The organism is Streptomyces cyslabdanicus (assembly GCF_052663305.1).
Map to the genome: position 1 here is coordinate 15,641 of NZ_JBQRUW010000076.1, position 23,363 is coordinate 39,003.

The 23,363-nt window shown below is 68.2% G+C and carries 26 protein-coding genes and 3 pseudogenes; 17 read left to right on the forward strand and 12 right to left on the reverse strand.

Translation table 11 applies throughout. The features are described from left to right. Window positions 1-99: 99 nt before the first annotated feature. The 4 genes and pseudogenes from ACTYVM_RS35485 to ACTYVM_RS35500 form a co-directional block, all read right to left on the reverse strand. Window positions 100-336 (reverse strand): annotated as a pseudogene (locus tag ACTYVM_RS35485) (transposase); the annotation flags it as partial. 179 nt (window positions 337-515) lie between these two features. Continuing rightward, window positions 516-1,217: an MBL fold metallo-hydrolase gene (locus ACTYVM_RS35490; RefSeq protein WP_445529905.1), complete on the reverse strand. Its 702-nt coding sequence runs from the start codon at window positions 1,215-1,217 to the stop codon at window positions 516-518. Window positions 1,218-1,284: 67 nt separating this feature from the next. Then, window positions 1,285-2,358 carry a CobW family GTP-binding protein gene (locus ACTYVM_RS35495; RefSeq protein WP_445529906.1) on the reverse strand — a complete coding sequence of 358 codons (1,074 nt, stop codon included), beginning with the start codon at window positions 2,356-2,358 and terminating at the stop codon, window positions 1,285-1,287. A 13-nt stretch (window positions 2,359-2,371) separates the two neighbouring features. Beyond that, on the reverse strand, window positions 2,372-2,602 hold the full coding sequence (locus ACTYVM_RS35500; protein ID WP_445529907.1) for a hypothetical protein: 231 nt from the start codon (window positions 2,600-2,602) through the stop codon (window positions 2,372-2,374). Window positions 2,603-3,048: 446 nt separating this feature from the next. Here ACTYVM_RS35500 and ACTYVM_RS35505 point away from each other — a divergent pair, with 446 nt between their 5' ends. Then, window positions 3,049-4,476, forward strand: coding sequence for a lamin tail domain-containing protein (locus tag ACTYVM_RS35505; RefSeq protein WP_445529908.1), 1,428 nt, complete (start codon window positions 3,049-3,051; stop codon window positions 4,474-4,476). A gap of 192 nt (window positions 4,477-4,668) precedes the next feature. Here ACTYVM_RS35505 and ACTYVM_RS35510 read toward each other — a convergent pair whose 3' ends face one another. Next, window positions 4,669-5,787, reverse strand: coding sequence for an FAD-dependent oxidoreductase (locus ACTYVM_RS35510; RefSeq protein ID WP_445529909.1), 1,119 nt, complete (start codon window positions 5,785-5,787; stop codon window positions 4,669-4,671). A gap of 53 nt (window positions 5,788-5,840) precedes the next feature. Between ACTYVM_RS35510 and ACTYVM_RS35515 the strand changes: the two genes are divergently transcribed. From ACTYVM_RS35515 to ACTYVM_RS35525, 3 genes are all read left to right on the forward strand, one after another. Beyond that, window positions 5,841-6,533 (forward strand): TetR/AcrR family transcriptional regulator, encoded by a 693-nt coding sequence (locus ACTYVM_RS35515; RefSeq protein ID WP_445529910.1) that lies wholly within the window; start codon window positions 5,841-5,843, stop codon window positions 6,531-6,533. Window positions 6,534-6,707: 174 nt separating this feature from the next. Beyond that, a complete protein-coding gene (locus ACTYVM_RS35520; RefSeq protein WP_445529926.1) occupies window positions 6,708-7,790 on the forward strand; it encodes a protein kinase family protein in 1,083 nt (360 codons plus the stop codon). A gap of 72 nt (window positions 7,791-7,862) precedes the next feature. Then, window positions 7,863-8,801: a GNAT family N-acetyltransferase gene (locus ACTYVM_RS35525; RefSeq protein WP_445529911.1), complete on the forward strand. Its 939-nt coding sequence runs from the start codon at window positions 7,863-7,865 to the stop codon at window positions 8,799-8,801. Between the two features lie 208 nt (window positions 8,802-9,009). On the opposite strand, the gene ACTYVM_RS35530 is transcribed toward ACTYVM_RS35525, so the two are convergent. After that, window positions 9,010-9,366, reverse strand: coding sequence for a hypothetical protein (locus ACTYVM_RS35530; protein WP_445529912.1), 357 nt, complete (start codon window positions 9,364-9,366; stop codon window positions 9,010-9,012). A 768-nt stretch (window positions 9,367-10,134) separates the two neighbouring features. Between ACTYVM_RS35530 and ACTYVM_RS35535 the strand changes: the two genes are divergently transcribed. From ACTYVM_RS35535 to ACTYVM_RS35550, 4 genes are all read left to right on the forward strand, one after another. Then, window positions 10,135-10,998, forward strand: coding sequence for an LLM class flavin-dependent oxidoreductase (locus tag ACTYVM_RS35535; RefSeq protein ID WP_445529927.1), 864 nt, complete (start codon window positions 10,135-10,137; stop codon window positions 10,996-10,998). Between the two features lie 255 nt (window positions 10,999-11,253). Continuing rightward, window positions 11,254-12,171: an NADP-dependent oxidoreductase gene (locus tag ACTYVM_RS35540; RefSeq protein ID WP_445529913.1), complete on the forward strand. Its 918-nt coding sequence runs from the start codon at window positions 11,254-11,256 to the stop codon at window positions 12,169-12,171. Window positions 12,172-12,368: 197 nt separating this feature from the next. Next, window positions 12,369-12,689, forward strand: a complete 321-nt coding sequence (locus ACTYVM_RS35545) for a cupin domain-containing protein (RefSeq protein WP_400036566.1) — start codon at window positions 12,369-12,371, stop codon at window positions 12,687-12,689. Between the two features lie 74 nt (window positions 12,690-12,763). Continuing rightward, the gene (locus tag ACTYVM_RS35550) at window positions 12,764-13,498 is read left to right on the forward strand and encodes an SDR family oxidoreductase (RefSeq protein WP_445529914.1); all 735 of its coding nucleotides are present in this window, start codon (window positions 12,764-12,766) and stop codon (window positions 13,496-13,498) included. 80 nt (window positions 13,499-13,578) lie between these two features. Here the strand turns inward: ACTYVM_RS35550 and ACTYVM_RS35555 are convergent, their stop codons facing one another. After that, window positions 13,579-13,893: a hypothetical protein gene (locus tag ACTYVM_RS35555; RefSeq protein WP_445529915.1), complete on the reverse strand. Its 315-nt coding sequence runs from the start codon at window positions 13,891-13,893 to the stop codon at window positions 13,579-13,581. 53 nt (window positions 13,894-13,946) lie between these two features. On the opposite strand from ACTYVM_RS35555, the gene ACTYVM_RS35560 reads away from it, so the two are divergent. After that, on the forward strand, window positions 13,947-14,444 hold the full coding sequence (locus tag ACTYVM_RS35560) for an NUDIX domain-containing protein (RefSeq protein WP_445529916.1): 498 nt from the start codon (window positions 13,947-13,949) through the stop codon (window positions 14,442-14,444). A 103-nt stretch (window positions 14,445-14,547) separates the two neighbouring features. Next, window positions 14,548-15,140, forward strand: a pseudogene (locus tag ACTYVM_RS35565) (transposase family protein). Window positions 15,141-15,323: 183 nt separating this feature from the next. Here the strand turns inward: ACTYVM_RS35565 and ACTYVM_RS35570 are convergent. Continuing rightward, on the reverse strand, window positions 15,324-15,920 hold the full coding sequence (locus ACTYVM_RS35570) for a TetR/AcrR family transcriptional regulator (protein WP_445529917.1): 597 nt from the start codon (window positions 15,918-15,920) through the stop codon (window positions 15,324-15,326). A 54-nt stretch (window positions 15,921-15,974) separates the two neighbouring features. Here ACTYVM_RS35570 and ACTYVM_RS35575 point away from each other — a divergent pair, with 54 nt between their 5' ends. Next, on the forward strand, window positions 15,975-16,868 hold the full coding sequence (locus ACTYVM_RS35575; protein ID WP_445529918.1) for an NAD(P)H-binding protein: 894 nt from the start codon (window positions 15,975-15,977) through the stop codon (window positions 16,866-16,868). Here the strand turns inward: ACTYVM_RS35575 and ACTYVM_RS35580 are convergent. Then, window positions 16,832-17,284, reverse strand: coding sequence for an IS701 family transposase (locus ACTYVM_RS35580; RefSeq protein WP_445529928.1), 453 nt, complete (start codon window positions 17,282-17,284; stop codon window positions 16,832-16,834). The genes ACTYVM_RS35575 and ACTYVM_RS35580 overlap by 37 nt on opposite strands. 151 nt (window positions 17,285-17,435) lie before the next feature. Here ACTYVM_RS35580 and ACTYVM_RS35585 point away from each other — a divergent pair, with 151 nt between their 5' ends. Both ACTYVM_RS35585 and ACTYVM_RS35590 read left to right on the forward strand, forming a co-directional pair. Continuing rightward, window positions 17,436-17,975, forward strand: a complete 540-nt coding sequence (locus tag ACTYVM_RS35585) for a DinB family protein (protein ID WP_445529919.1) — start codon at window positions 17,436-17,438, stop codon at window positions 17,973-17,975. A 98-nt stretch (window positions 17,976-18,073) separates the two neighbouring features. Continuing rightward, a complete protein-coding gene (locus ACTYVM_RS35590; protein WP_445529929.1) occupies window positions 18,074-18,268 on the forward strand; it encodes a DUF7919 family protein in 195 nt (64 codons plus the stop codon). A 13-nt stretch (window positions 18,269-18,281) separates the two neighbouring features. On the opposite strand, the gene ACTYVM_RS35595 is transcribed toward ACTYVM_RS35590, so the two are convergent. Beyond that, a complete protein-coding gene (locus ACTYVM_RS35595) occupies window positions 18,282-18,524 on the reverse strand; it encodes a hypothetical protein (protein WP_445529920.1) in 243 nt (80 codons plus the stop codon). Between the two features lie 191 nt (window positions 18,525-18,715). Here ACTYVM_RS35595 and ACTYVM_RS35600 point away from each other — a divergent pair, with 191 nt between their 5' ends. The 3 genes from ACTYVM_RS35600 to ACTYVM_RS35610 all read left to right on the forward strand — a co-directional run bounded on the left by ACTYVM_RS35600 (window position 18,716) and on the right by ACTYVM_RS35610 (window position 20,393). Beyond that, window positions 18,716-19,369, forward strand: a complete 654-nt coding sequence (locus ACTYVM_RS35600) for a glyoxalase (RefSeq protein WP_445529921.1) — start codon at window positions 18,716-18,718, stop codon at window positions 19,367-19,369. A 293-nt stretch (window positions 19,370-19,662) separates the two neighbouring features. After that, window positions 19,663-20,106 carry a hypothetical protein gene (locus ACTYVM_RS35605; protein WP_445529922.1) on the forward strand — a complete coding sequence of 148 codons (444 nt, stop codon included), beginning with the start codon at window positions 19,663-19,665 and terminating at the stop codon, window positions 20,104-20,106. After that, complete coding sequence (locus ACTYVM_RS35610; RefSeq protein ID WP_445529930.1) at window positions 20,061-20,393, forward strand: GNAT family N-acetyltransferase; 333 nt, start codon at window positions 20,061-20,063, stop codon at window positions 20,391-20,393. The genes ACTYVM_RS35605 and ACTYVM_RS35610 overlap by 46 nt, the downstream gene beginning before the upstream one ends. 36 nt (window positions 20,394-20,429) lie before the next feature. Here the strand turns inward: ACTYVM_RS35610 and ACTYVM_RS35615 are convergent, their stop codons facing one another. Both ACTYVM_RS35615 and tnpA read right to left on the reverse strand, forming a co-directional pair. After that, window positions 20,430-21,659, reverse strand: coding sequence for an IS256 family transposase (locus ACTYVM_RS35615; RefSeq protein WP_445529923.1), 1,230 nt, complete (start codon window positions 21,657-21,659; stop codon window positions 20,430-20,432). Window positions 21,660-21,780: 121 nt separating this feature from the next. After that, window positions 21,781-22,172: pseudogene (gene tnpA, locus ACTYVM_RS35620) on the reverse strand (IS200/IS605 family transposase); the annotation flags it as partial. A 75-nt stretch (window positions 22,173-22,247) separates the two neighbouring features. Between tnpA and ACTYVM_RS35625 the strand changes: the two are divergent. Further along, window positions 22,248-23,363 (forward strand): RNA-guided endonuclease InsQ/TnpB family protein (locus ACTYVM_RS35625; protein ID WP_445529122.1); only part of this gene is annotated, 1,116 nt, incomplete at its 3' end.

Sequence of the window (23,363 nt, forward strand, 5' to 3'; positions counted from 1 at the left end):
TGGAAGTCACAGCGGACTCCTCAGGCGCCAGCAGATGACGGCACAACCGAGTGTGATGAAGGCCTGGTGGCCCGTCCCCGGTGGACCGGGGCAAGACCGGCAGGTCATCCCGGAGCCAAAGCCGAGTACCGGCGGGAGGTGGCGCCAGGGGATGCCGGCGTAGAGCACGAACAGGATGCCGCACAGAACCCGCCGGTGGTCGAGGCGACGACGCCCCGGGTACCGGAAGCGCCGCTCAATCATCGGCAACAGTGGCTCGATACGCTCCCACAGCCCATCGTCAACCTCCCACGGCTTGTGCCCACCGCGACCATGACAACGGGAGGTTGACGTGATTCGCAGGCCGACATCGCACGTGAGCTCGGCGTAACGCGCCAGGCCATTCAGAAGATTCTGGCCTGCTGAGGCGCGATCCAGATCCCGTTGATGATCCTGCGGTGGCTCTCCCGCCGGCCGCCCCGCCTGCCGGTCTTCGGTAGATGCGGCTGAACTCCTCACCAACCATCGGGTGCCGCTCAGGACAACGGCGGGCGCCACGGGGGGCTGTGGCTGTCGACGTACCAGTCGAAGCGCTCCGCCACCAAGGCGGTGATCTGCGGCAGATCGATCTCCTCGCCGACGGGGCCCGGCTCGCGCAGATGGTACGGCTGCGGGTAGAAGCAGTCGCCGAGCAGCATCACGCTGGAATCAGAGATGGCCACGACCGTGGAGTCCGGCGCGTGATTGCCGCCCACGTGCCGGAGTTCGACTCCTCCCGGGAGTGCCAGCCGCTCCGTGAAGGTGCGGGTCGGTGGCCGGACGGCGAAGTCCTCCCAGCCGTTCATGGCCCGTGCCCGGGCCTGGAAGCTCGGCCCCAGGCGGGGGTTGGCGGCCACCTCCTGCCGCAGGTACTCGTCGCTCCACGGGCGGCTCGCCTCGGCCGACAGCAGCTCGGCACCTGCCTCGTGGCAGACGATCTCCTCCACCTCCCAGGCGCAAGCACCCCAGGTGTGGTCCCAGTGGTGGTGGGTGTACACCAGCCGACGGGCGGCGGGCAGCCCCACCTTCGCCATGGCCGACTGCACGAGCCGGGCATGTGCCGGGCTCTGGCCGGCGTCCACCACCGTGCTGCCCGCATCATCTGCGACCACCGCGACACAGGGCTGGACGGCCTCGGGATCCGGATCCCCGGAGTAGATCCAGACCCGGCCGGACAACTGGCTCAACGGAGTTGTCATCCCCGCAGTCTGTCAGGGGCAGGCGTTCAGCTTCAACGATTCCAACTCCCCGGCAGTAGCGAGGCGTTCACCAATCGCCAGCACCACGGTCTTTCGTTCGGGCCAGGCCCGCGAGCCCGGCGTGATCCACAGGAGAGGCCCCAGACACGGCCAGGCAGTCGGCGAAGCCGCGCTTCAGTGCCCCGCGGTCGAGTCCGCGGCCGGTGAGCACCACGCGGTTGCGGCGCACTTCGTTTCCCCGCCAGTCGCGTCCGAAGGTGCCGTCCAGCAGCGCGTGCATGCCCTGGAAGACGTACTGCCTGGGCGCTCCGGCGATGGCGAGGACGCCCTTGGAGCGGAAGAGGTCTACGCCATCGGTGCACAGGAGGGCGTCCAGCCAGGCGTTGAGCCGGTCCTCGTCGAGTTCACCTTCGAGTTCGATGCCCACCGAGGTGATCGCGGTGTCATGTCGGTGCTCGGTCTCGGTGAGGAATGAGGGGTCGTCGGCGAGTACCCGCTCCAGGTCGAAAGCGCTCACGCGCAGCACCTCGTGCAGGGCGATGCGTGCGTGCTCGGCGGGGACGATCCTGACCCCGGCGTTGAGGGCGCGGATACGGCGGACGACGTGCACGATGGTGTCGTCGTCGGCCAGGTCGGTCTTGTTGAGGATGATGCGATCGGCGACGGCGATCTGCTTGACGGCCTCGTTCTCCGCGCCTTCCGGTGGGGCCTCGTCGAGGTGCTGAAGGACGTGGGCGGCGTCGACGAGAGTGACGACGGCGTCCAGGCGGAGTTGGGCGGCGATCTCGTCGTCCATGAGGAACGTCCGGGCGACGGGGGCGGGGTCCGCGAGCGCGTTGGCCTCGATGAGGATGCGCTCGAACGGCTCGTGCCGGCGCAACAGCGCGCCCAGGGTGCGGAGGAGATCTCCGCGCGCGGTGCAGCAGACGCAGCCGTTGGTCATCTCGAAGATCTCCCCCTCTGCGTCGAGGAGGTGCGCTTCGTCGACGTGGGCGTCGCCGAAGTCGTTCTTGATGATGGCGATCTTCATGCCGTGGTTCTCGGAGAGGATGTGGTTGAGGAGGGTGGTCTTGCCGGAGCCGAGGAGGCCGGTCACGACGGTGGCGGGAACGCGCTCGTGAGGGGGTTCGGGGGAGGTCACACCTGATGTCCTGTCAACGCGGTCGATCAGTGAGTCGATCGGTGAGCAGGACGGAGCGCAGGTTGTCCGGCGTGACCTGCTCGGCGGGCCGGTGCAGCCGCCATCGGCGCGCTTCGCCGTCCATGGGGAGCACGGCGACGATCGTCTCGACCGGTGGACGGCCCGGTTCGGTGCAGGTGAGCCGGCGGACGGTGACGGCGGTGTCCGCGTCGAGGCCGAGCAGGGTGCGAACCGTCTCTTGCAACTCGCGCAGTCGCGGGTTCGGTCCTGGGAGACCTGGGCGCGATCCAAGTGGCATGGCAGTTCCTCTCCTTCGCTCCCGGTTGGGCGGCGTCCGACCGTCCATGCGCGGCGGACAGCCGATGCGGATGCCACATCGGGTAGTGGCGATGGCGACCACCCGCACCACCGGGTCGTCCGACCGCCTGACCGGGCCGGGTGATGCCGTGGCTGCGTACCACCACCCGGCCCGGAGTCTTCCGGCTGGCAGCCCCGCAAGCATACAATAATGATTTTCATTATTGATAAGCCCCCCGCTCCCGGAGGTCGAGGTGAAGTCCTTGAACACGGTGGGCGGCACAGAATTTCGCCTGCCGTTCGCAGGCCGTCCTCCTCGATGGTGGAGTCCCGTTCGGGCGGGGCCGGGACGGTCAATTTGCCCTGCCCATGACAACGTCAGGACGGATCTCTGTGACTGCGTCGATCGCCCGCCGTGGGCGTCGTGTTCTGACCCGCTTCCTCGTCGCCGGACCGCTGCTGGCCGCGGGCGCCCTGACCGGTGTGCCTTCAGCGCATGCGGCTGCGGCCGACGACGTCCGCATCAACGAGGTGGTGACCACCGGCGACGTCAACGACTCGATCGAGCTCTTCAACAAGGGCACCGCCACGATCGACATCTCGGGCTGGATCCTCAAGGACGACGACAACGACCACAAGTACAAGATCGCTTCAGGGACCACGCTGAGTCCGGGCGGGTATCGGGCGTTCGACGTCCACGACCAGTTCGGCCTGGGCTCCGACGACAAGGCCCGCCTCTACCTCGCGGACGACAAGACCCTGGTGGACAGCTTCTCCTGGAGCAAGCACTCCGATCCGTCCTGGTCGCGCTGTCCCGACGGCACCGGCGACTTCAAGCAGGCGGCGACCGTGACGCTCGGCGGCCCCAACGCCTGCGGCTCCACCGGCGGTGGCACGACGGGGCCGGTGGCGTGGCCCGGCGGCAGCAGCGTGGCGACCGCGGATGCCGCCAACGTGTTCGGTGAGGATCTCAGCGGCCTCTACCAGGAGGGCGACGTGCTGTGGGGCGCGCAGAACAGCGGCAAGCTGTGGCGCCTGGTGCGTGACGGCTCCGGCGGCTGGAAGCCGGATGCGACCGGCGGTTGGAACTCCGGCAGGACCCTGCGCTTCCCCGGCGGCTCCGGCAGCCCCGACAGCGAGGGCGTCACCCTCACCGGCTCCGGCTCGGCCGGCGGGGTGTTCGTCGCCAGTGAGCGCAACGGCGATGCCTCCGGCACCAGCCGCCTGTCGGTGCTGAAGTACGACGTCACCGCCGGCGGTTCGTCGCTGACCGCCGCCACGGAATGGAACCTCACCTCCGACCTGCCCAAGACCGACCCCAACCTCGGATTCGAAGGGATCACCTGGATCCCCGACGCCTACCTCACCGGAGCCGGCTTCAAGGACGCCTCCACCGGTGCGGCCTATGCCCCGGCCCGCTACAGCTCCCACAGCGGCGGCGTGTTCTTCGTCGGCGTCGAGGGCACCGGCATGATCTACGGATACGTCCTCACCGACTCCGGTTCGTACACCCGCGTCGCCTCCTTCGGCAGCGGCATGTCCGGCGTGATGGAACTGCAGTGGGAACCGCAGGCCACCCGCCTGTGGGCGGTCTGCGACGACACCTGCGACGGTCAGCACCGCACCCTGAAGATCGACGCCACCGGCACCTTCACCACGACCGCGGTCTACAACCGTCCCGGCGGCATGCCCAACTACAACAACGAGGGCTTCTCCCTCGCCGGCGCCGACGAATGCGTGGCCGGTTCCAAGCCCGTCTACTGGGCCGACGACAGCAACGACGGCGGTCACGCCTTGCGCAAGGGCACCATCACCTGCTGATCCCCGGGTGTGTTCCCCCCTTCGGCCGCAGGCCCGAGGGCACACCGGAGCGGTGCACCGACCACGCCGCCCGCCGTCCAGGCTGTGACGACCGGCTGGACGGCGGGGCCGTCGCGGCAACTGGGTGATGTGCCTCAAGGGTGCCGTGGCGAGCCGTTCGACGGGTGCTCTCGCACTTGGCGCACTTGGCAGTCAGGATGGCTGGACCTGGTCGAAGAGGGCGAGGGCTTCGGCGGGGTCCGGGCTCACCAGGCGTTCCAGACCGGCCGTCGTGATTTTCGCCCACCTGCCGGCCCGTGCCCACATCTGTTCCTCGAAGGCGCGAACGGCCTCGTCCAGGTCTCCAGGGCCGGTGGCGATGGACTCGGCGAGTTCGGCGCCTTCCAACATCGCGAGGTTCGCGCCCGCCCCCAAAGGGGGCATCAGATGGGCGGCGTCGCCCAGTAGCGTCACCCCGGGGACATGGGTCCAGGAGTGGGACACGGGCAGGACGTAGAGGGGGCGGTGGACGAAAGCGGTGCCGTGGCGGAGGAGGTCGAGGACGGGAGCGGCCCAGCCGTCGAACAGAGCCAGCAGGCTCGATCGCACGGCCCCGACGTCGGCCAGGTCCAGGTTCGTGTGCCAGTCCAGCGGCGCGCGGAACTGGGCGTACACCTTGACGTGTCCGTCGCTGTTGCGCTGGGCGACGAGAGCCCGGTTCACGCCGTACACAGCCACGGAACCGTCGCCGATCAACCGGGCGAGGTCAGGGTGGCGGGCGTCGACGTCGTCGAGGGAGGTCTCGACCGAGGTGACGCCGGTGTAGTGCGGTGTCACCGACGAGACCGCCGAGCGGATCCGGGACCAGGCGCCGTCCGCGCCGATCACGAGGTCGAACGTCTCCTGTCGCCCGTCCGCGAAATGGACCCGTGCGCCGTCCCGAGTCCCCGGCACCACCTGCGTCACGTCCCGGCCCCACTGGACGTCGAGAGGGCCGAGCAGCAGGTCACGGAGTTGCCCGCGGTCGATCTCGGGATTGGCCCGGTCATCCGGACCGGGTCGCCAGTCGCGCAGGACGGTGCCGCCCGTGTCCAGGATGCGCATGGCCTGCCCCTCGGGACGAGACAGCGCCTGGAACTCCGCCAGCAGCCCCGCCTTGTCCAGCGCGAGCTGGCCCAGCCTCTCGTGCAGGTCCAGCGTGCCGCCCGGGGGGCGGGCATCGGGGGCGGGGTCACGTTCGAGGACGGCGACGGGGTGACCATGCCGGTGCAGGACGCGGGCGAAGGCAAGGCCGGCAGGGCCGCTCCCGACCACGGTGATACGATGTCTCATGTCGATACACTGTATTTCTCCAATACGATGCATCGCAACAGAACGGTGTGACCATGACTGTGTGGGACCGGCCGGAGCCGCCGAAGCGCCCCGTGCCGCTCGACCGGGAGCGGATCGTCGCCGCCGCCATCGCGCTGGCGGACGAGGGCGGACTGGAGGCGGTGTCGGTGCGCAAGGTCGCCGCCCGGCTGAACGCCGGCCCGATGCGGCTGTACGGATACATCTCCACCAAGGAGGAGCTGTTCGACCTCATGGTGGACGAGGTCCAGGCCGAAATCCTCCCCGAGGAGCAACCCGGTGACTGGCGGGAGGCGCTGCGCAGCCTCGCCCACCGCACCAGGCAGGCCGCTCTCCGTCACGAATGGCTGGCCGACCTGCTCGGCGGCCGCCCGGCCCTGGGCCCGAACGGCCTCGCCCTGACCGAGGCGACGCTGGCCCCCCTCGACGGCCTCACCGACATCGACACCGTCATGCGCGCCGTGGAGACGGTCAGCGCCTACTTCACCGGCGCGATCAGGCGCGAGGTCGCGAACCTGCGGGCCGAGCGCGCCACGGGCCTGTCCAAGCACGACTGGCAGCGCGCCTTCGGCCCGCACGTGACGAGGATGTTGGCCACGGGCCGCTTCCCGTCGCTGGCCAAGGCCGTGTACGACGGCACGGACGTGGACGCTGAGGCATCCTTCGCGACCGGCCTGGACTGGGTCCTCGACGCCGTGGCCACCAAACTCACCCGGCCGCCGGCGTGACGCTCACGCTCCTGCCGAACGGGAGCGAGGCCGGGGCCGGTGACCGCGGGCCGTCCGGGGCCGGCGTTCCGGGCGACTTCGCGCGAACCTGCTCCTTCGGCAGGCCTGACGGATAGGCTCAACGCCATGCGCGAGTTCACCAAAGCCCTGGTTCCGGGCACCGAGGAGTCGTCCATGCGCCACCCGGACCCGCGGTATGCCGCGCGGCTCGCCACCTATGGGACCGTGGCCACGCACCTGTCCCTGCTGAGTGACCGTCGGCTCGGCGAGGCCCTGGCCGCCGCCGACTTGCTCGGGGCCGGCATCGGCGGCAGGTCGGCGGAACTGGACATCGACGGCACGCGGGTGTTCGTCAAGCGGGTCCCCCTGACCGACACCGAGTTGCGGCCGGAGAACGCGCGGTCGACGGCGAACCTCTTCGGACTGCCGATGTTCTACCAGTACGGGGTGGGCTCAGCGGGGTTCGGGGCCTGGCGAGAGCTGGCCGTGCACGTCATGACCACCAACTGGGTCCTCGGGAACGAGTACGAGGGCTTTCCGCTGATGTACCACTGGCGCATCCTGCCCGACTCCCCACCCGAGGGTTTCGCCGACGAATTCGGGGGCGTCGACGGGGCGGTCGCGCACTGGGAGGGCTCCTCGGCCGTGCGTGAGCGGCTGGAGGCCATCGGCCGTTCGTCGTTCAGCCTGGTGCTCTTCCTGGAACACGTCCCGCAGACACTCGCCGACTGGCTGCACGACCACCGGACCGCCACGCCGGAAGGCGGGGAGGGCACGCCGTACCCATGGGTGGAGGAAGCCCTGGCACGCGGCACCGCCTTCATGAGCTCGCACGGACTCGTCCACTTCGACGCCCACTTCGCCAATGTCCTGACCGACGGCCAACTGCTCTACTTCGCGGACTTCGGACTCGCCCTGAGCTCCGGCTTCGAACTGTCAGCAGCCGAGGCGGAGTTCCTCTCCGACCACCTCGTGTACGACCGCTGCCACACCGTGAGCCATCTGCTCCGCCACCACCTCCCCGATGGCCTGCGTGGCGGTAGAGCACACGACGCGTTCCTGAGCGAGTGGATCGCGGGCCACCAGCCCGGTGAGGTCCCGCGCGAGATCGCCGCGATCCTCGACCGGCATTCCCGAGCTGCCGTGGTCCTGGGCGAATTCCAGCGCCGCCTTCTCACCGAGAGCAAGCGGACGCCCTTTCCGGCGGCGGAGATCGAGCGGGCCTGGCGCACCATCGCGGTCGCGGCGCCCCACTGAGGCAGGCCTGGTAAGCAGCAGGCAGCAACAAACACCTTGCTCCGGCACTTCCCCACCGCGATCATGGGCCAAATGCGATTCCTTCCCGCCACCGCGGACCCCACCGCCCTCGACCGTGCCGCCGCGTACCCGGCCGACGGTCCCGTCGCCGCCCTGAGCCCCGAGAGGATCCGTGAGGAGCTCGACGCCAACCAGTTCCGCCGGGAATGGATCTGGCTCGCCGAGGACGAGGACGGACAGGTCCTTGCCCGCGCGCTGTGGTGGGGCCGTGCCGACAGCGAGCGGCCCATAGCCCTCGATTGCCTTCAGGTACGCTCCACCGTCGCCGATCCGGTCGCCGTCGCCACCAGGCTCCTCGACGCCGGGCACGCCGCCTTCGGCACGCGCCCGCTGTACAACCTCTCCCTCCCGCCGGACTGGAGCACCCGGTCGGAGCTGACCGAGGCGATCACCTGGCGTCGCGAGGCGAGCTCGCGCACCGGGTTGAGCCGGGAGATCCAGCGCCTCCGCTACGAGTGGACTCCTGCGGCAGGACTGCCCGAAACCAGCGGTCGGTTGACGTTCCGCGAGGGCAGCGACGAGGAGTTCCTGGAGGCCTTCGTCCGGGTGTCGGCCGGCAGCCTCGACCAGGCCACCCTTGACGAGCTGCGCACGAAGGACGCCAGGCAACTGGCCGAGGAGGACATGCGGTTCTACCTCGACTGCCCTGGCGAGCGCTCCTGGTGGAGGCTCGCGGAGCTGCCCGACGGCACGCCGGCCGGTCTGGCCGTCCCGTCAGCGACCCCGTACAACCGCAACGTCGGCTATCTCGGTGTCGTACCCGAGCAGCGCGGCAAGGGACTGATCGACGAGATCCTCGCCGAGATCACCCGCTTCCACGCGGCGGAAGGCGCCGAGCGCATCACCGCGACGACGGACACCACGAACATTCCCATGGCCGCCGCCTTCGACCGCGCCGGCTACGAGGTATCGGAGATCCGTATGGTCCTGGAGGCTCCGCGGAGCGCATGACCTGCCGTACTCGCCTCACCTACCGACGCCCCCAGAGCGCCGTCGGGCCCCATGGACAACAGGAAGGCCCCCGTCACTGCGGAGTGACGGGGGCCTTCCGCGTGGCATCGAAGGTTGCTTGGTCCTCGATCGGGACCCTTTCCCGACGGCTGCCGGCTTTCCAGCCAACTCGGCCGCGTTGCTCACGAGCCGGGACAGCGAGCTGGGATCAAGGTGTGCACTCCGGCAGGTCGCGGGAGGAGAGGTTCACGAAGTCGCGGGGAATGTAGTACCCATTCTGGTCCAGCTTGAAGAACGGGTACGTGTGCGTGGGGTTTACCCAGCAGACGAAGGTAAACCTTTGCCCCTTGACGGCCGAGCCCATCTTCTGGCTGTCGAGGGACGGCCCGTAGTAAATGCCGGTGTCGCGTATGATCTCGCCCTCAACTTTCTTGGCCGCTTGGGGAGCTGCCGGAGGCTCCACGGCGGATGCGGGCCCAGCGGCCAGCATGCCTGTCGATGCCACAGCCGCGATCGCCGCAGCGGCGGGGAGTACGCGAAGGTTCGAAGTTCTCTTGATGCGCATCGCGGACACCCTTCAGCTAGGAGGGACCTTCTCTATCTTGGGTAACAGACGTGCTCATACGCCGCAACTGAGCATAAATAAAAAGGGGTCGGCTGCCAGTTGTCGAGATCAAAGCCCAGGGACACCGGGCCTCCCGGTCTCAGAGCGAATTCCTGCCCGTTCCGCTCGATTCGGACGCGGCGCAGCGGGGCACCGAGGTGCTCCGTGGTCTCGACGAGTGTCACCCGGCCGTCTACAGGGTCGGCGGCTTCCTGGGATCAGCGAGTGACATGGGCGGCAGTGTGGCACGTGGGGCTGACATCCGGTCGGTGGCGTCCTGGCGAACGTGATACGAGTACTCATGTTCGCCAGGACGCCAGATGACAGGCTCCGTGACCTGACGTACCAGGGATACTGTTGCGAACTGCCGTCACCATGGGGGAGCGGGCGGGGCCGTCCGGTGGACGACCCGGCCGAGTGGAAAATCTGCAACTCCAAGCCGGGCCCGAACCAGCAGATCACTCATTTCCCGGTGGTCTTCGGCGTGGTGGGAGTTTCGGAGAGTTGCGAGGACACGGTGCCGGAGTGATGCCGCGAGTACTTCGGCGTCCCGCCACGGTCTGCAACGATCCGCGTCGGTGACGCGCTGGCACCACCAGTCGGACGAACTCCCACAGCCCCTGGCAGTCCAGCAGGACTTTGCTGTTTGGCCTGGCGGCGGCCTGCCGTGAAGCCGCCTGGGACCAAAATCCGATTGCCCCCTTGTGGCCGGCTGCGCATCCTGCTGGGATGCGCTTCTCCATCAACATCCCTAACTTTGGCGACTTCGCGGACCCCCGGAACGTCGCGGCCGTGGCGACTGCCGCCGAACAGACCGGCTGGGACGGGCTCTTCGTCTGGGACCACGTACTGCACCGGCAGCACCAGGGGCGTCCCTTCGGAGATCCCTGGATGCTGCTGACCGCGGCCGCGCTGGCGACCTCCCGGATCCGGCTGGGTACCCTGCTGACGCCGCTCCCTCGTTACCGTCCGCAGCAACTCGCCCGCCAAGTGGCCACGCTGGACCACCTCAGCGGCGGCCGGGTGATCTTCGCCGCGGGTCTGGGAGGTCCGATCGAGGACGAATACCGCAGCTTCGGCGATGCCGCCGAGCCACACATCCTCGCCGAGCGGCTGGACGACGGACTGGAGCTGTTGAGGCGCTTCTGGTCCGGTGAGCCAGTGAACCACCACGGCTGGCACTATGAGGTTCGGGACGTGACGCTGCTGCCTGCCACCGTGCAGCGGCCCGGTCCGACGGTGTGGATCGGCGGGTTCTGGCCGCGTCGTCCGCCCATGCGGCGGGCAGCGCGGTGGGACGGCGCGGTGCCGTTGTTCGAGACAGCCCGGCATGGGCATGTGCCTGATGTGGCGGAGGTACGGGATCTTGTCGGCTATGTGCGCAAGCACCGAACGGCCGAGGCGGAGCGCCCCTTCGAGTTCGTGCTCGGCGGTGCCACGCCCTCGGACGCGGCCAAGGCCAAGGACATGATCGGTCCGCTGCACGACGCCGGCGCAACCTGGTGGGACGAGCGACAAGTCCAGACCGGCCCCGACCTGGACCGCCTGTCCCCGGTGCTGCGCCGCATCGAGGCGGGGCCGCCGGTGGTCTGATGAGCCTGGCGGCTTCCCAAGCGGAAGGAGTAACCGGCCCAACGCCGTGCGATCAAGCCGAGGAGCAGTGACCATGCCAGTGTGGACTTGACCAGCACCGACCGGAACCGGATGACAGTTGCTTTGAGAACGAGGTTCTCTCCCCCCCCACACACCTGTGCCGATCAGCGGGGTAGAACGCCGACGTCTGACGCCACTCACACTCATGAACCGTAGGCGCCGAGCGAGCGAGGACTGATACAGAGAGGTGTCCACATGAAGGCGATCGTGGTGACGGACCAGGCCGCAGGAACGGCCGGGATGACGCTGACGAAGCGGCCCGAGCCGGAGCCGGCCATAAACGACGTCGTCGTTCGGATTCATGCGTCGGGATTCGTCCCGACCGAGATGGCGTGGCCCTCGACCTGGACCGATCGCCTCGACCGCGACCGAACGCCGTCGATCCCCGGGCATGAGCTGGCCGGAGTGGTCACCGCCCTCGGCTACGGCACGACGGGCCTCTCGGTGGGACAGCGCGTGTTCGGCCTCACCGACTGGCATCGCGACGGCACCCTCGCCGAGTACGCGGCCGTCGAGGCACGCAACCTCGCGCCGCTGCCGGGCGACGTCGACTTCGCCGTGGGCGCCAGCCTTCCGATCTCAGGCCTCACCGCGTGGCAGGGACTGTTCCAGCACGGCCACCTCCAGGCGGGGCAGAGCGTCCTCGTGCACGGCGCGGCCGGCGCAGTCGGGACGATGGTGACTCAGCTCGCCCGTGAGTTCGGCGCCTACGTCATCGGCACCGGACGTGCCGCTGACCGCCAGAAGGCACTCGACTTCGGCGCAACGGAGTTCGTCGACCTCGGCAATGACACCCTGGAAGACGTCGGAGAAGTCGACCTGGTCTTCGACGTCATCGGCGGCGACATCCAGAAGCGATCCGCAGGCCTGATCCGGGCTGGAGGAACACTGGTAACCGTCGTTGGGCCGCCTGAGGCGCGGCCCGCCCACGGCCTGGCGATCGACTTCGTCGTCGAGTCCGATCGTGCCCAACTGGGTGAGATAGTCCAGCGGGTACGGGACGGGCGACTGCGCACGAACATCGGCAACGTCGCGACCCTCGACGATGCCGTCGCCGCCCTCAACCCGACCGAGCGACGCCAGGGGAAGACGATCATCCGTGTGTGTCCGTGAGGACTCGGGCGGCGGGCCCGGCGAACGAGGGGCGTCGGGCGGCAACTTCTCTTTTGCACTGCCTTGTTCATGGAGGTGTTCCGATGTCGGACATCGAGTCGACCGCCAGGCAGGGGTCCCGGTCGAATGCGTGGCAGTCGGCGGTCACCGTGCTACTGGAGGCGGACCCTCCCTTCGTTCCGGAGGGTGCGCATGCGATGACCATCGTCGTGGAGTTCCCACCGGGCGATCCGGGCACTCCTCCGCATCGGCATTCCGGACCGTGCCTCGGCTATGTGCTGGAGGGTGAGATGGTGTTCGAGCTCGAAGGTGAGCCGCCGCGTGTCCTCCAGGCCGGCGAGGCGTTCTTCGAGCCGGGCGGCGACGTCATCCACTACCAGGACGGCAACAACCGCGACGACATCCCGGTGCGCTTCACCGTCAGCATGTTCATGGAACCAGGCACACCGATGCTCACCCTCGTCGACGAGGAAGAGCTCGTCCAGCGCCAGGACCGCCGGGTCCGGCGCACCGACTGACCGCCAGCCCCTGCGGCGCGCCGTCGTCGGCGAGGCTCGGTCGAGGCGTCTGTGAGAGAAAGGAAGGCCAAGAGATGAAGATTCCTGTCATCGGTGGGACGGGGCGAGTCGGATCGCAGGTGGTCAAGGTCCTTACCACGAGAGGGCAGGAGGCGGTGCCGCACTCGCTGTCCACCGGTGTGGACCTGCGCAGCGGGCAAGGCCTGCGCGAGGCGCTGACGCGATCCGACGTCGTCATCAACCTGACGACCTCCCCGACCTTCGACGAAGCCGCGCCACCGTTCTTCCAGGAGACCATGGACAACCTGCTGACGGCCGCCCATGCCGCCGGCGTCGGCCACGTGGTCATCCTCTCGATCGTGGGTGCCGACCAGGTGCCGGACCTGGTCTATTACCGCGCCAAGGTGCTGCAGGAGGACATTCTCAAAGCCGGCCCCGTGCCGTACTCGATCGTCCGCGCCACGCAGTTCTTCGAGTTCATCGACACGGTGCTGTCCTTGACCGCCGACGAGAACACCGTCCGTCTGCCCGCCACACTCCTCCAGCCCATCGCCGCAGCCGACGTCGCCCAGACCGTGGCTGACGTCAGCCTGGGCACCCCGCTGCAGGGCACCCGCAACGTCGCCGGCCCCGAAGTGTTCGCCCTCGACGAACTGGGCGAGATCACCCTCGCCGCTCGTGGTGATCACCGCAGGGTCGTCACCGACAACACCGCCGGCCTGTTCGCTGCCGCCTCAGGCGACGCCCTTATCGCCAAGGGCGACGCGATCATCGCCAAGACCACCTACCGGGAGTGGCTCGCGCGCTGACCCCGGCGGCCTGACGACCGTGAGCCAGTCCAGCCCAGCCTGCAACCCGGCCCGGACCCGAGCACAGACGTGCGTCACTGTCACACGAGCAGCGCCTCGAGCTCCGGCAGTCGGCCGAACAGGTCGGGGAGGCCGCGCACGCCGTTGCCTACGGACTCGTGCGACAGCGCGAGGTCAGGGCCGGTGCTCGCCTCGACACCGGCGAGGCACCGGAGGATGTTCCACCTCGTGTGCCCAAGCCAGCCGCCGACCACGAACACAAACCAGCTTGGACCTGACGGCGGCAGAGCTCCGCCCCCCGCGACATGGCCGTCGAGGACTGAGCGGAAGATGGTGGGCCGCGACATGCCCGACGAAGTCGTCCAGCCATGCTGGCGTGTTTGCGAGTTGGTCACGGAGGTGATCGCCTGGATCGTTGTGATCGTGGGCGGACGGATAGCATGCGCGGATGGCCTTGGTCCATCTGCGTCGCTCGGTCCGCGCGCTCGTTCTCGACGAGGGTGATCGCATCCTGCTGTGTCGGTTCGTCATTCCTCAACCGACCGGCCCGATCGTGGTGTGGGCAGCGCCCGGTGGAGGCGTAGAGCGTGGCGAATCCGGCCTTGCCGCCCTGCGCCGGGAGCTACGCGAAGAGGTAGGGCTCGCTCTTGACGCCGATCCGCCACATGTCTGGCACCAGGAGGTCATCGACCCCGGGCACGTGGTGGGCTATGACGGTGTGATCAATGACTACTTCCTAGTGCGCACCGCATCGTTCCACCCCCGCGGCGCAATGTCCGACGACGAGCTTGCTGCCGAGAACATCGACGGCTTTCGCTGGTGGCGGCTGCCCGACATCGCCGACTACCGCGGTTCAGACCTGTTCTCACCGCGCGACCTGGCCACACCGTTGGCGGCACTGATCGCCGGCGGGGTTCCGCCCAGAGCAGTGCCGCTCGGCCTGTGAGGCCGGCACCCGACGTCGTTCAACGCCCGGACGCATCCCCTACCGCCGGCGAGAATTCACAGACCGCCTGCGCGCACGTACCAAGGGAGTCCAATGTCAGTGTGTGAAGACAGAGTTGGACGACCTCGCGGCCGCGCTCCACGTCAAGACCGACGACCTGCTGAAGGAATCACCGCAGCTCGCCCCTTGCCAGCCTGCGGTGGGCATCGCGCCGCGACTTAGCGGCGCGGAGCTGGTGACCCTGGCGATGATGCAGGCGATGCTCGGCTTCACCTCCGAGGCCCGTTGGCTGCGGCACGCCCGCGCCCACACGCGGCACCTGTTTTCCTACCTGCCCCAGCAGCCCGGCTGTAACAAGCGGCTACGCAAGGCCGCCGACCTCATCCGCCGCGTCACCCGCACGCTGGCCTGGGACACCACACTGTGGAGCGACGACGTGTGGGTTGTGGACTCCACCCCAGTGGAGGGCGAGGCCGAGCGGCCCGGATCACAGCTCTTCAAGCCCTGCGGCAGGTCATCGAGTCGATCAACGAGACCTTCAAAAGCCAACGCGACCTCGAACGACACCGCGGCCGCACCCCCGGCGGCGTGGTCGTCCGCGTCCTGCAGCGCATTCTCGCGCTCACCGCCGCGATCTGGCGCAACGACCACGCCGGTCAGCCGGTCATGCGCACACTGACCGCGTACGACCACTGACCCTTGGAATCGATCATCCAGGGCATTCCGGGAGGGACGGGCTCCGCACTGCCGGATCGGGGCCACGCAGCGACCTGTCTCCGACGAGGCGGTGGCCGCCAGCATCTGCGGAAGCGGCCTGACCAGGCCCGGGGCAACCCGTGCACTAGGCCGCAGAACCTTCTTCTACCGGAGCGCCGCCTGTCACCGCAGCTGGTTGAACGCCTGGTCGGCATCGGCTACGGCCTCGGGGTGCACGTCGTGGGCGGTTCGACCGTCGGCGATCTTCTGCCAGTTGCTCCGGGCGAGCACCCGTTGGACCGCGAGTACCTGGGCGGCTCGAAGGCGTGCCTGGATGCCTTCGCCGAGGGCATCAGCCAGTGCCTCCTCGTCCTCGAGCAGGTACCGCGTGAGCCGTGCTGCCAGGCTCGGTGTGGTGAACACCAGCCGATGGAACGCCACCACCTCGGGATGATCATTGAGGCCGGTGACGGGGTCGTACCGATCGAGGCAGGCCCGGAAGTGCCGGTGCAGCGCCGTCACTGGCTTGACGCCCGACCCGCGGTCACGTACGACGCGTGCTGCCTCGCCCTGGTGATCCGCAAACCGGTGCAGCACCAGGTCCTCCTTGGTGGGGAAGTACCGGAAGAGGGTCGGCTTGGAGATCTCGGCCGCCGCGGCGATGTCGTTGACCGAGACGCGGTCGAAGCCGCGCTCCAGGAACAGCGAGACGGCCGCGTCGCCGATGGCGTCGCGCGTCCGCTCCTTCTTGCGGGCCCGCAGTCCCGTCGACTCGCTCATCTGACCACCGTAACATTCATGACTGGGTTGCATTTTTAACTGAGTAACGTTTTCATGAGCGGCATGAATCAGACAGGCATTCCTCCCGTGCTCGTCACCGGGGCGACGGGGCGGGTCGGCCGCGTCGTCGTCGACCAACTCCTCGACGCGGGTGTACCGGTCCGCGCCCTCACCCATCGCTCCGCGGCGGCGGCGACGCTGCCGGCGAAGGTCGAGGTCTTCACCGGCGACCTCACTGTGCCCGAGTCGCTCGACCCGGCAATGAATGGCGCCGGCGCGGTCTTCCTCGTCTGGACCGCCCCGCCTCAGACCGCCGCGGCAGTCGTCGGGCGACTGGCAGCCCACGTGCGGCGGGTCGTCTTCCTCTCCTCCCCGCATCAGACGCCGCACCCCCTTTTCCAGCAGCCCAATCCCATGGCGGTGCTGCACGCCGACATCGAGCGGCTCATCGCGGCCACCGGGCTCGAGTCGACGATCATCCGGCCGGGGATGTTCGCGTCGAACTCGCTGGCCTGGTGGGCGCCCGCGATCCGGGCCGGCGAGGTCGTCCGGTGGCCCCACGGCGCTGCCGAGTCGGCACCGGTCGACGACCGCGACATCGCAGCCGTCGCGGCGCGGACGCTCTATCAGGGCGGATACGTTGGAGGGGACTACGTCCTTACAGGCCCCGAATCACTGACCCAAGCCGCGCAGGTGGACATCCTCGGTGACGCCGTGGGGCGCCGGATCGCATTCGAGGAGATGACACCGGACGAGTTCCGAAGCCTGGGGGAGAGCACGATGCCCAGCTCGGTTGTCGACATGCTGCTCGCCGGGTGGAAGGCGGCGGTCGGACAGCCCGCGTACATCACCACTGCGGTGGCCGATATTCTCGGGACGGCGCCGCGAACGTTTCGCCAGTGGGCCGCCGATCACGCCACCGCGTTCAGTTTCGGATCGCCGCCGTAGACCTCGTCCTTGCGACCCAGTCGACGCGGTGTCCGGTGTCCAGGAACCGTTCGATCACCGGTGCGGGCCAGCTCCGGCTTGGTCGCGAAGACGGTGTCCTCGCCGATCCCTGCTGCCCGGCAGCGTTCCGGGTCGCGCGTCCAGGAGCGCGGGATGTACAGCTCCCGGTCCACCGCCGTGTGTCCCCGCTCGCCCACGTAGACGAGACAGAGGGCGACCTGGGAGTTCTCGATCCTGCCGGCGGTGCCGGTGTACTGGCGCTGGACGGCGACGGAGCGGGTGCCCTTCTTCACGTCGCCGGTCTCGTCGACGACCAGCACCGCGGCCTTGTCGTGGAGGTGCTCGACGACGTGTTCCCGCACGTCGTCTCGGACGGCGTCGGTGTCCCACTTGGCAGGGTTCAGCAGGTGCAGCATGCCGTGCAAGGCGGCCTCCTCGGCCCACTCGGCGATGCCTCCTGCCGGCGGGCAGGGTCTACGCTGTGCCCCGCGGCCACTGCATGATCTTCTGTCTTCACACACCGATGATCAGTGGTGGCCGCACCCGTCGGCGAACCTGGAGCTGCCAATGACCTCGCCCGGCCCCGTCACCCGAGATCTGCTCGAAACCGTTGACGACGTACGTTCCAGAACCTTCGCTCGCCTTGGCGGCCTCACTGATGCCGAATACCTCTGGGAGCCCGTTGCCTCGTGCATGACGCTCCGGGCGGATCCGAACGGTGTGTTCCGTGCCGACCCACGGCCCGCAGGCGATGTCCGCCCGGCGCCGTTCACGACGATCGCCTGGCGTATCTGGCACATCGGAGCGGACTGCCTGCGCGGCTACGGCCGCTTCTTTGAAGACGAATTCCGGAGCCGTGACCGCCATCTGTGGCCGGGCACGGCGGCCGAAGGCGTCCAGATGCTGTCCAACGACTGGTCCCGATTCCGAACCCGAGTCGAATCCCTCGGCGATGACCGTCTCCTCCAGCCCATGGGTCCCCGCGCTGGCGCCTACGGCCACGAGAGCTACCTACTGCTGGCCCTCCATGCCCTGGACGAAGCCGCTCACCACGGTGCCGAACTCGGTGTCCTTCGCGACCTCTACCTCCACGGCTTCGCCGCGTAGCAACAGCAAGATCACGATCTACAGCCGGAGTACCAGGCCCTGTCCGATGGGTCGGGTGCATCGCGTGAGTTCGTTGGAGGGCACGACGATGATGCCGGATCCCTGGCGAGCCCGATATCGCTTACGCCGCTCCGTTCCTGATCACGCACTGCGTCACCGCACACGACTACCGACCGCCGCAGGTCTTCATCGATGCGGTTCTCGCCGTCGATCTCGACGCGTGGGCCGCCGCACGATGGCCCGACGTCCCCTTTCCCTGCGGTCCGGATGACGCCGAACGCATGCTGGAGTAGGAGCGGGCGAACCTCACGTGCGCAGCCAGAGCCAGAGCCAGAGCCAGAGCCAGAGCCCGAGCGAGGCGACGGTGATCGTCCCGCGCAAGACGTAGGCCCTCTTGTCGTAACGGGTCGCGATCACGCCGAAGACCTCGACCAGCCCGTCGCCCCCTGCACCGTGGACATGGCACTCGCCGACGGCCAGATCCTGTGGCTGGGGGACACCGAGTGGCAGGTCGTGGGCACCCCCGGCCACCTGGCACTGCCCTTCCACGGCCCCCCGCGCCGGGCGGCATTTGCTGTGGCCGGTCCTGCCGGTCCTGCCGGTCCTGCCGGTGCCACGGGTATGGCCCGTGACGCGGGCTCGACGATCGCGGTGGAGGGGATGCCGGCGTGCGTGGCGAAGCAAGTGGCAAGATCGGTCAGGAATCGAGAAGCCCCGGCCGCCGTGCAGCCCCTAGCGTGATGGTCATGGCAACCACCACTTCCACCGCGGCCCACACGTCCCTCGCGTCCGTCACCCTTGAGGTGGCCGACCCCGAGGCCGCCCGCCGCTTCTACACTGCCTTCGGTGTGGACACGTACATACGCCTGCGGGTGTCCGAGGCCCACTCCACTGGATTCCGTGGCTTCACCCTGGCGCTGACGGTGTCTGGACCGGCCACCGTCGACGGCTTCGTCGCGGCCGCCGTGGACGCCGGCGCTACGGTGCTGAAGCCCGCCGCGAAGTCGCTGTGGGGTTACGGCGGCGTCATCCAGGCCCCGGACGGGACGATCTGGAAGATCGCGACCTCGGCGAAGAAGGACACCGGCCCCGCCACCCGCGAGATCGACGAGGTCGTCCTCCTGCTCGGCGTCGAGGATGTGAAGGCCACCAAGCAGTTCTATGTCGGCCGGGGCCTGACCGTGGCCAAGAGCTTCGGCGGCAAGTACGCCGAGTTCGTCACCGGCACCTCCAGCCGCGTCAAGCTGGCGCTGTACAAGCGCCGTGCCCTGGCCAAGGACCTCGGCGTCCCCGCCGACGGCACCGGCTCGCACCACATCGTCCTCGGCAGCACCGCCGACACCTTCACCGACCCGGACGACTTCGCTTGGGAGCCCACTGCTCAGCAGTCCTGACTGCCGCCCCACCCTCCTGCACCGGCCGGCCTCACCTTGCCCGAGAGGACAACCGCCGTGCCGTCCACGAAGTCGCCCGCCGAGAACCCCGGCACGGTTACCGAGAAGTACGACGGATTCACCGCCGAGGAGCGGGTCGCGATGAAGGAGCACGCCCCCCGGCCAAGTGCCGTGGGGTGGACGGCGCAGCGCCGTTCCGGCACTTTTACTGATCATTTCAGAATGAGTGTGCGCAGGCGCCGGACACAGAATTCCAGATGACGGAGTGATCCACTGATGCCTACGGTCGGCCCGTGACCTTCGACCTCGCGAGTCTTGCTCGCCGTCCGATCACTGCGACGGACTCCTCCGCCCTGGCCGAACTGCTCAACGCGATCGAGGCCGTCGACGTCCTCGGCGAGTACTACTCCGAGGTGGACACCACTGACCAGATCAACGCCCCTCTGCTCGACCTCGAGCGCGGCACGGTCGGCGTCTTCGACGGCGACCGCATGGTCGGTCGGCTACTCCTCCGCGCGCACAAGCCGCTCGCCGAGGAGGTGCACCGGGTTGTCGTCAGCGGCGGCGTACAGCCGAGTTCCTCGCAGTCAGGAACGAGGCCTTCCTCGACCGCTGGGGCGGGGGCGCGACGCCCCAGGAGCAGTGGCGCGCGTTCCTCGGCTGGCCGGCCTTCCGCCGGGCCCTCAGCTTCCTGCGGCGCGACGCGGACAGCGGCGTGGCCGTCGGCATGCTGCTGACGTACTCCTGGGACGCGGACACCGAGGCGACCGGCGTCCGTGACGCACACTTCATGACCATCGGCACCCGCCGCGCATACCGCAAGCGCGGCGTGGCCAGCGCGTTGATCAGCCACGCACTGCGTTCCGCACAGGACGACGGCTTCGACCGAGCGAGCATCGAGGTCGACGCCGACAGCCCGACCGGAGCGAACGGCCTGTACGAGCGAGCCGGTTTCACTGTCACCCGCACTGAAGTCCGTTACCGGGACTCTTGCAGAAAGCCCCGGCGTTCACGCCGGGGATGAACGCATCTCAAGACTGCTCTGACGTGCACCTTGGGGTCATGCCCCCTGTAGTGGTGTAACCGCGTTGGGAGGATCTTCGGTCGTGGGGTAGATCGAGTCCATGCCGCCCTTGGGGAGGTAGCTGCGGGGGAAGGCGATCCATTCGTCGTGCATTTCGATGAGGACGGCGGTGGTGAGGCGTTCGAGGGCGGCGGGGTTGGGGAAGATCTGGACGACGTCGACGCGGCGCTTGATCTCTCGGTTTACCCGTTCCAGGGGGTTGGTGGACTGGATCTTCTTCCAATGTCGCTCGGGGAAGTCAGCGAAGGCGGTCAGGTCGGTTTTGGCTTCCAGGAGCATGGCTTTGACCTTGGGGAACTGCCGTCCGAGCATGTCGGCGACGGTGTCGAGCTGGGAACGGACAGCCTCGGCGGTGGGCTGGGCGAAGATCGTGCGGATGGTCGCGGCCACCATCTCGCCGGAGTCTTTGCTGATCACGGCGAAGACGTTGCGCAGGAAGTGAACGCGACACCGCTGGTAGGCGGCGCCGAGCATGACCTTGCGGACTGCCTTGACCAGTCCGGAGTGGTGGTCGGCGATGACCAGGCGGACACCGGTCAGGCCGCGTTCGCGCAGGGAACGCAGGAACTCGGTCCAGAACACCTCGGTCTCGCTGTCGCCGACCATGAGTCCGAGGACTTCGCGGCCGCCGTCCTCGGTGATACCGGTCGCGATGACCACGGCCTGGGAAACGATCTGATGCGAGACCCGGGCCTTGCAGTAGGTGGCGTCGAGGTAGATGTAGGGGAAGCGGGTGTGGTCCAGGGGCCGGGTGCGGAACACGTTCAGTTCCGTGTCCAGGGCTCCACAGATGCGGGAGACCTCGCTCTTGGAGATGCCGGTGTCCGAGCCCAGGGCCTTGACCAGGTCGTCCACGCTGCGGGTGGACACCCCGTGCACGTATGCCTCCATGATCACGGTGTAGAGGGCCTGGTCGATGCGGCGCCGGCGTTCCAGCAGTGACGGGAAGAAGGATCCGGTGCGGACCTTGGGGATCGCCAGGTCCAGGTCCCCGGCCTGTGTGGTCAGCACCTTCCCGCGGTGCCCGTTGCGCATCGTCGTGCGGGTCTCACTGTGCTCGCCCGGTGCGGCACCGATGTGGGCGGTGGCCTCGGCCTCGATGAGTTCCTGCAGGATCCGCTGGGCCAGGGTGCGGACCAACTCGATTCCGTCCCCCGTACGCAGTGACTCCATCAGCCGGAGTAAGTCATGCTGGGACAAGGCCATCGCGCATCCTCTCGTTGAACGAGCTTCGCTACTCGGAGAGTTGCGCGGTGGCCGCCCCATGGCCAGGGGCTATGCAGAGATCGCTGTTACACCACTCGGTGGGACACCATCCACCTTGGAGCGGGCGTTTTTGCTGCTCGATGTACTGGGGGACGATCGCCAACGGTGCTCCGCCGCATGATGCGGAGAAGTACGAGGGCGACCACAGGTGCCCGTGCATGATGGCGCGGTTGATCTGGCCGGCGAACTCTCCCCCAGCCTTCGGCCGGGAGGTACCCCCTGCCGTATCCGGCGGGCGGAAACGCCCTTGAGGCTGTTGACCAGCTTGGAGACGGTGACCTTGGGCGGGTAGTGCACCAGGAGGTGGATGTGATCGCGTTCGCCGTTGAACTCCTTCAGCTCCGCCTCGAAGTCCTCGCACACCTTGCGCATGATCTCTTCGCAGCGCGTCAGCATCTCGTCGTTGAAGACGCCGCGCCGGTACTTGGTCACAAAGACCAAGTGCACATGCATCGCCGAGACAACGTGCCTGCCACGCCTGTAGTCGTTCTCCTGATCCACGAGACCAATCGAAGTAGGGTCGTGGTCATGCAGCTCCGCTACAACTACCGGGCCTACCCGGACGCCTCCCAGCGCCGTGCGCTGGCGCGTGCGTTCGGGTGCGCCCGCGTCGTGTGGAACGACTGCCTGCGCGACCGGAAGGAAGCGCACGCGGCAGGACTGCCGTACCCGAAGTCGGCAGATCTGTCCCGACTGCGCATCACCCAGGCCAAGCGCACCGAAGAACGCGCCTGGCTCGCCGACGTGTCGGCGGTCGTCCTGCAACAGTCCCTGCGGGACCTGGACACCGCCTACCAGAACTTCTTCGACTCGATCAAGGGCAAGCGACAGGGCCACAAGGTCGGCCCGCCCCGGTACAAGTCGAAGAAGGACACCCGGCAGTCGATCCGCCTCAACACCAACGCCTTCTCCCTGAAGGAAGACGGCACGGTGTACGTGGCCAAGGTCGGCCATCTCAAGGCCAGGTGGTCCCGTCGGCTTCCGGCGGCGCCCACGTCCCTGACTGTCACCAAGGACAGCTGTGGCCGGTACTTCCTCAGCTTCGTCGTGGACACCGAGCCGGACATCCTCCCCGAGTTGGAGACGGAGTCCGGTATCGACCTGGGCCTGTCCGCCTTCGCCGTCCTGTCCGACGGCAGCAAGATCGACAGCCCCCGCTTCCTGCGCCGGGCCGAGAAGAAGCTCAAGCGCCTTCAGCGGGAGCTGTCCCGCAAGGTGAAGGGATCGAAGAACCGGGCCAAGGCCCGTATCAAGGTCGCTCGCCAGCACGCCAGGGTGGCGGACCGGCGCCGGGACTGGCACCACAAGGCTTCCACACAGATCATTCGCGACAATCAAGCGGTGTACGTGGAAGACCTCGCGGTGTCCGGCCTCGGGCGCACCCGACTCGCCAAGTCCGTGCACGACGCGGGATGGTCCGCGTTCGTCGGCATGCTGGAGTACAAGGCGGTCAAGCACGGCCGCACCTTCGCCAAGGTGAACCGGACCTTCCCGTCCTCTCAGATCTGCTCGGCCTGCGGATTCAGGGACGGACCCAAGCCCCTGCACGTCCGGGAGTGGACGTGCGGCCAGTGTGCCACCGTGCACGACCGTGACCACAACGCAGCACGCAACGTCCTCTTCGAAGGACGCCGAATCGTCGCC

Excerpts from the sequence above, each read along its gene's own strand:
- ACTYVM_RS35490 (WP_445529905.1), bottom strand. The coding sequence starts at position 1,217 with ATGACAACTCCGTTGAGCCAGTTGTCCGGCCGGGTCTGGATCTACTCC.
- ACTYVM_RS35510 (WP_445529909.1), bottom strand. The coding sequence starts at position 5,787 with ATGAGACATCGTATCACCGTGGTCGGGAGCGGCCCTGCCGGCCTTGCC.
- ACTYVM_RS35515 (WP_445529910.1), top strand. The coding sequence starts at position 5,841 with ATGACTGTGTGGGACCGGCCGGAGCCGCCGAAGCGCCCCGTGCCGCTC.
- ACTYVM_RS35520 (WP_445529926.1), top strand. The coding sequence starts at position 6,708 with ATGCGCCACCCGGACCCGCGGTATGCCGCGCGGCTCGCCACCTATGGG.
- ACTYVM_RS35525 (WP_445529911.1), top strand. The coding sequence starts at position 7,863 with ATGCGATTCCTTCCCGCCACCGCGGACCCCACCGCCCTCGACCGTGCC.
- ACTYVM_RS35530 (WP_445529912.1), bottom strand. The coding sequence starts at position 9,366 with ATGCGCATCAAGAGAACTTCGAACCTTCGCGTACTCCCCGCCGCTGCG.
- ACTYVM_RS35535 (WP_445529927.1), top strand. The coding sequence starts at position 10,135 with ATGCGCTTCTCCATCAACATCCCTAACTTTGGCGACTTCGCGGACCCC.
- ACTYVM_RS35540 (WP_445529913.1), top strand. The coding sequence starts at position 11,254 with ATGAAGGCGATCGTGGTGACGGACCAGGCCGCAGGAACGGCCGGGATG.
- ACTYVM_RS35545 (WP_400036566.1), top strand. The coding sequence starts at position 12,369 with ATGACCATCGTCGTGGAGTTCCCACCGGGCGATCCGGGCACTCCTCCG.
- ACTYVM_RS35550 (WP_445529914.1), top strand. The coding sequence starts at position 12,764 with ATGAAGATTCCTGTCATCGGTGGGACGGGGCGAGTCGGATCGCAGGTG.
- ACTYVM_RS35560 (WP_445529916.1), top strand. The coding sequence starts at position 13,947 with ATGGCCTTGGTCCATCTGCGTCGCTCGGTCCGCGCGCTCGTTCTCGAC.
- ACTYVM_RS35570 (WP_445529917.1), bottom strand. The coding sequence starts at position 15,920 with ATGAGCGAGTCGACGGGACTGCGGGCCCGCAAGAAGGAGCGGACGCGC.
- ACTYVM_RS35575 (WP_445529918.1), top strand. The coding sequence starts at position 15,975 with ATGAGCGGCATGAATCAGACAGGCATTCCTCCCGTGCTCGTCACCGGG.
- ACTYVM_RS35580 (WP_445529928.1), bottom strand. The coding sequence starts at position 17,284 with ATGCTGCACCTGCTGAACCCTGCCAAGTGGGACACCGACGCCGTCCGA.
- ACTYVM_RS35585 (WP_445529919.1), top strand. The coding sequence starts at position 17,436 with ATGACCTCGCCCGGCCCCGTCACCCGAGATCTGCTCGAAACCGTTGAC.
- ACTYVM_RS35600 (WP_445529921.1), top strand. The coding sequence starts at position 18,716 with ATGGTCATGGCAACCACCACTTCCACCGCGGCCCACACGTCCCTCGCG.
- ACTYVM_RS35615 (WP_445529923.1), bottom strand. The coding sequence starts at position 21,659 with ATGGCCTTGTCCCAGCATGACTTACTCCGGCTGATGGAGTCACTGCGT.